At 50.1% G+C, this 4596-nt stretch carries 3 protein-coding genes; all 3 read right to left on the bottom strand.

All coding sequences use genetic code 11. The annotated features are described in order from the left end of the window. On the bottom strand, positions 1-926 hold a 926-nt coding region (locus AB1690_09225), incomplete at its 3' end, for an FG-GAP repeat protein (protein ID MEW6015492.1). 102 nt (positions 927-1028) lie between these two features. Further along, entirely contained in the window at positions 1029-3068 is a 2040-nt protein-coding gene (locus AB1690_09230) for a thioredoxin domain-containing protein (GenBank protein ID MEW6015493.1), read from the bottom strand. Between the two features lie 117 nt (positions 3069-3185). Next, positions 3186-4596: capsule assembly Wzi family protein (locus tag AB1690_09235; protein ID MEW6015494.1), on the bottom strand; the 1411-nt coding region annotated here is incomplete at its 5' end.

The following is a 4596-nucleotide window of genomic DNA, read 5'->3' on the forward strand; positions in this document are numbered from 1 at the left end:
GCGCCGCCAATAAACAGGTCGCCATATCCATCTCCGTTGAAATCATCAATTGGCATCATTATTTTCCCAAATCCCCATATGGCGCGAGAGATGACGAAGTCAGGAATAGTGTCGAAATCAGGTCCACCCCAATAGAACTTAATACGAGAGGAGTCAAGGTGAACGTCCAAATTCGAGGACACAGCCAAATCCGGATATGTGTCTCCATTGAAATCACCGACGGCAATGTTGTTGCCAAAACTTGTCGAAGTGTCGGGAATGACATATTCTGGCAGAGTGTCCCTGAGAAAGTCGATTCGATATATGTTCACATACCCACCGTTGGGATCTGTGCTGAGGGCAATGTCAAGCCCGCCATCGGAGTCTATATCTCCTGAACGGCAAGTAAAAGACAATATTGAAGGAATGCGAAAGTCAAAGTTATCGTCAAATGTATGACCGCCCCAAAAAAATTGGTAACTTGGCTCTGGAAGGTACATACCAAAATCCATGAAACCATCACCAGTCACATCGCCAATCTTGTTCATATTAGACTTAAAATTAAGAAATTCAGCGTCAAAGACAGAGTCAAGAGTTGTTCCCCCATAGAAGAGATAGGCATTATTGGGAATGAGATTGTTTCCTTCATTGCGACAAATCAAGACATCAGTACATCCATCACCGGAAATATCCCCCAATGATAGTATCTGCGCACCAAATACCTTCTGCATGGTCGTGTCCCGAACGACCAGATAACGATATATGGAATCGACTTTCACACCGGGATTGGTGATTGGAAATATCCACTCGGCTTCTGCAATATTGAAACCGGAGACTACTAGTACTACCACCAGTGTCAAGGTCAGAATTCGGCTAGGTCGCAGTAAATTACGATCCTCGAAACGACTTGGGTATGCTAGAGCCAACCCGTGAGAATTATACGGCATCAATCCCCCGAATCTGCTACAAATCTTTCCATATCCAAGTAACAGGCGAATTGAGATTCTGTCAAGTGAATGTTCTGTAATCAGGAAGAACGAATTCTGAATCTATATCTCCGCCAGCGCCTTTTTCCATTCATCAAGGGCTTTTATCGGCAGTCGGCAGACCCGATTGCGGCAGAGGAAGCCGGTCGTAGCGCCGTCAGACTTTCGTCCCTCAAGCAGCGGGATATTCTCCTCACTGCGACTGGAAACGATGAGGACTCTATGGGGAATAAATCTCTGGTACACTTCCCTTAAGAAATCGGAACGGCTGCGGTCGCCGACTATGACAATTTCGATGCTGTCTGATGTCAGGAAATCTAAAGCGGTCAAAGCCGAGGTTATGGCGTACGGCAGGCTGCTCATCATAGCGGCGACAGCGCGCAATCCCATCTCGGCGGTCTGTTTGAATACTTCCCGTCCGGTTATAACCGATAACCGGAGAAGCGACTGCATCATAATGGAGCCGGGCGCCGGCAGGGCGCCGTCGGTGATATCACGGGGACGAATAAAATGGTCGCTCTGATTGTCGGGCGCCAAAAAGAAATTGCCATCGCTGTCGAAAAATTTTTCCCGCGCCCGCTCCGCCAGTGCCGATGAAAATTCTATCCAGCCGTAATCATAGACTGATTCATATAAATCAATCAACCCGGTCGTCAGATAAGCATAGTCTTCAAGGAATTCGCCGTCGGAAAATTTCCCTCCTCGATAAGAGTGGACAAGCGCACCGTTGCGGTACAGTTCACTCTTAATGAATGTCGCCGCACTGAGGGCGGCATCACGGTACCGCTCATCCCCGGATATCTGAAATCCGCGCGCGAGAGCAGATATCGCCAACCCGTTCCAGGAGGTCAGTATCTTGTCGTCGGTCGCCGGGCGGACTCGTCGGTTTCGCACATCAAGAAGCATCCGTTTTGATTCGTCAATCGTCTTCTGGAATTCGTCGGCAGGAATTCCGGAACGGTTCAGGTACTCGAAAGAGGAGGAATCGATATTGGGGATATTGGAGTTGCCTTCGAAATTCCCCAAATCAGTGATATTGAAATAGCGGCAGAATGGCTCGGCTTTCTTGCCGAGCAGAGAATCGATTTCGTCCTTCTTCCAGACATAAAATTTCCCTTCCTCGCCCTCGCTGTCGGCATCCAGCGCCGAATAAAATCCTCCGGCGGAGTCGGTCATTTCGCGCAGGATGAAATCGAGAGTCTCCTGCATGATGCGAAGATAAAGGGGGTTCTGAGTTATCTGATGGGCTTCACCGTAAACAATAGCAAGCAGGGCATTATCGTAGAGCATCTTCTCGAAATGAGGGACCAGCCAGCGGGCATCGACGGAATAACGATGAAAGCCGCCGCCAAACTGGTCATAGACACCGCCGTACGCCATTTTCTGCAGCGATTTTTCCACCGCACCCTGGATAGTATCATTAATTCTTGTGACAGCATATCGGAGCATAAAGGAGAGTTCGGTCGGATGGGGGAATTTCGGCGCGGCGCCAAAACCGCCATTGACCGGGTCATAATTGTTTATCAACGCCCGGATGGCAGTTTCTAACATCTTTGGCTCGAGCGGAATCTCTTCGCCTTTCTCCGGCGTCATATGCGATTTGAGGGCGTCTGTCAAACGGTTCGCCATCTCTTCCAGCCCTTCTCGCTCCGTCCTATATGACTTTGCCAGTTCGGTAATGACATGCATGAATCCGGGGCGGCCATAGCGATTATCCGGCGGAAAATAGGTGCCGGCAAAAAACGGTTTCAAGTCGGGAGTGAGAAAAACCGAAAGAGGCCAGCCGCCGCTTCCGGTCATCGCCTGCGCCGCGGTCATATATATCTGGTCGATATCGGGACGCTGCTCCCGGTCAACTTTTATGGAGACAAAATTCTCATTCAGGGCGGCGGCTATCGGCTCGTTCTCGAACGATTCCCGCTCCATCACATGACACCAGTGGCAGGCGGCATATCCTATTGACAGAAATATCGGTTTATCCTCCTGCTTCGCTTTTTCCAGCGCTTCCGCCGACCAGGGATACCAATTGACCGGATTGTGGGCGTGCGAGAGCAGATAAGGGGAACTTTCGTTTATAAGATGATTGGTATATTTTTCAGTCATTCCATTCTTCTCCGGGCTTGCGCCTGCAAGCGAAAACAGGATTGATAAAAGACAAAGTCTCATTCCGTTATCATCAAGGCGTTGCAGTTGCGTGCGACCGCACCTGATGATACGGGGCTACTCAATATTAACCGGAACAGAAAATAGGAGAGAAAGTTTCCCGCCAAAATAGGGGAGAGTCCGGCTGTTGCCGTTCTGATGATAGAGATTCTTGTAAATGCGGACGCCGCCGTCAAAATCGACAAAGAGCCGCTCGCGGATGAGAATGGCGCCGCCGAGACCGATGCGGAGGAATTTTTCGACAGTGCCGGTCGGGAAGGGCTCGCTGTATTGTCCGGGGGAATCAAGCCAGGGTTGTGTCCAGGGGTCAGTGACTCTGCCCAATCCCTGACGTCGGTATTCCAGTTCCAGTTCTCCCTTCTTGTCATAATTGAACCAGTGAGTGAGTCGTAAAAGCAACTGGTCGCCATCGGGTCCCAAAGGGTATCCCAGAAGTTCGCCATCGTGCAGATACCGGTTCCGTTCAAATATCTGATTGTAGGTGCGGTTGGCGATGCGGCAGTACTGCAGACCGATATCGATTCCGCCGGGAGAATTTATAGACTCGAATCCGACCAGATAGCCGATTTCATCCGGCTCATAGTCGCCGGGTTCTTTTTTATCAATCTGGAAATCATCAATAAGCAGTTGCCCGTAGAATTTATGGCGGTTGTGAAGATAGAACGAAATATCGCAACCGAGAAAGGTATTATCATCACTGTTGCTGTTTAACTGCACCGAATGGAAAAAGAGCAGCGGATTCAAATAGGCTAAGTCGAAAGAACGGCCGTATCCGCCGAAGATTATCGTTTCGAATAGACCGAGGTGCAGATTGCGGTGCAGTTTGATATCAAGACGATGGCCTGCAAAATACCTGTTTTGAAACTGAATTGTTGAGTCGGGCAAGGTACTCTCCAGACGATTCAGTTGCCCCATCTGAAAACTTAAGCGGAATCGTCCCCACTGCAACCTTCCCAGTAGAGCGTCCATGGGGCGGGCGGAAGACGAGAGCACTAGCGACCGGTTGGCCGGTCCCCAGTTGGAAACAAACCGTCCGAGGATAATATCCCAGCGGTCACTCTTGTAATGGAGATAAGCGGTATTTACTTCGCCGGCGAATCCGCGCCATTTCTTGCCGCGGTAGTCAGGCGCTTTTGCCAGTTTTTCGTCAATTCGAAATTCACCATGGATAGTAAGGTTGCGCAGCGGCGCGGCGGACATGCCGCCGCGAAACGATTCATAAACCCGGGCGCGGCTCTGCCGGGCAAAAAACGATTCTTCGGCAAGAGAGCCAAAGAGCCGTATTGTCGAAACGTCGATTGCGGTGAAATGAGTTTGGAACGGACAGGGAAAAGCCAGCGCTTCGGAAGTTATCGGTTGAACCAGATTCTCAGAGCGCAGCGCCATATCGGTGAATTCCAGACGGCGCGCATAATCATAAATGAATTGATATTCAGGGAAGTTGGTCGGTATCAGGATTCCGGCCTGC

The organism is Candidatus Zixiibacteriota bacterium (assembly GCA_040753495.1).
In the GTDB taxonomy this organism is placed as follows: Bacteria; Zixibacteria; MSB-5A5; order GN15; family PGXB01; genus DYGG01.

What these genes read in the sequence shown, in the direction of transcription:
- AB1690_09230 (MEW6015493.1), bottom strand. Translation starts at nt 3,068, where the DNA reads ATGACTGAAAAATATACCAATCATCTTATAAACGAAAGTTCCCCTTAT.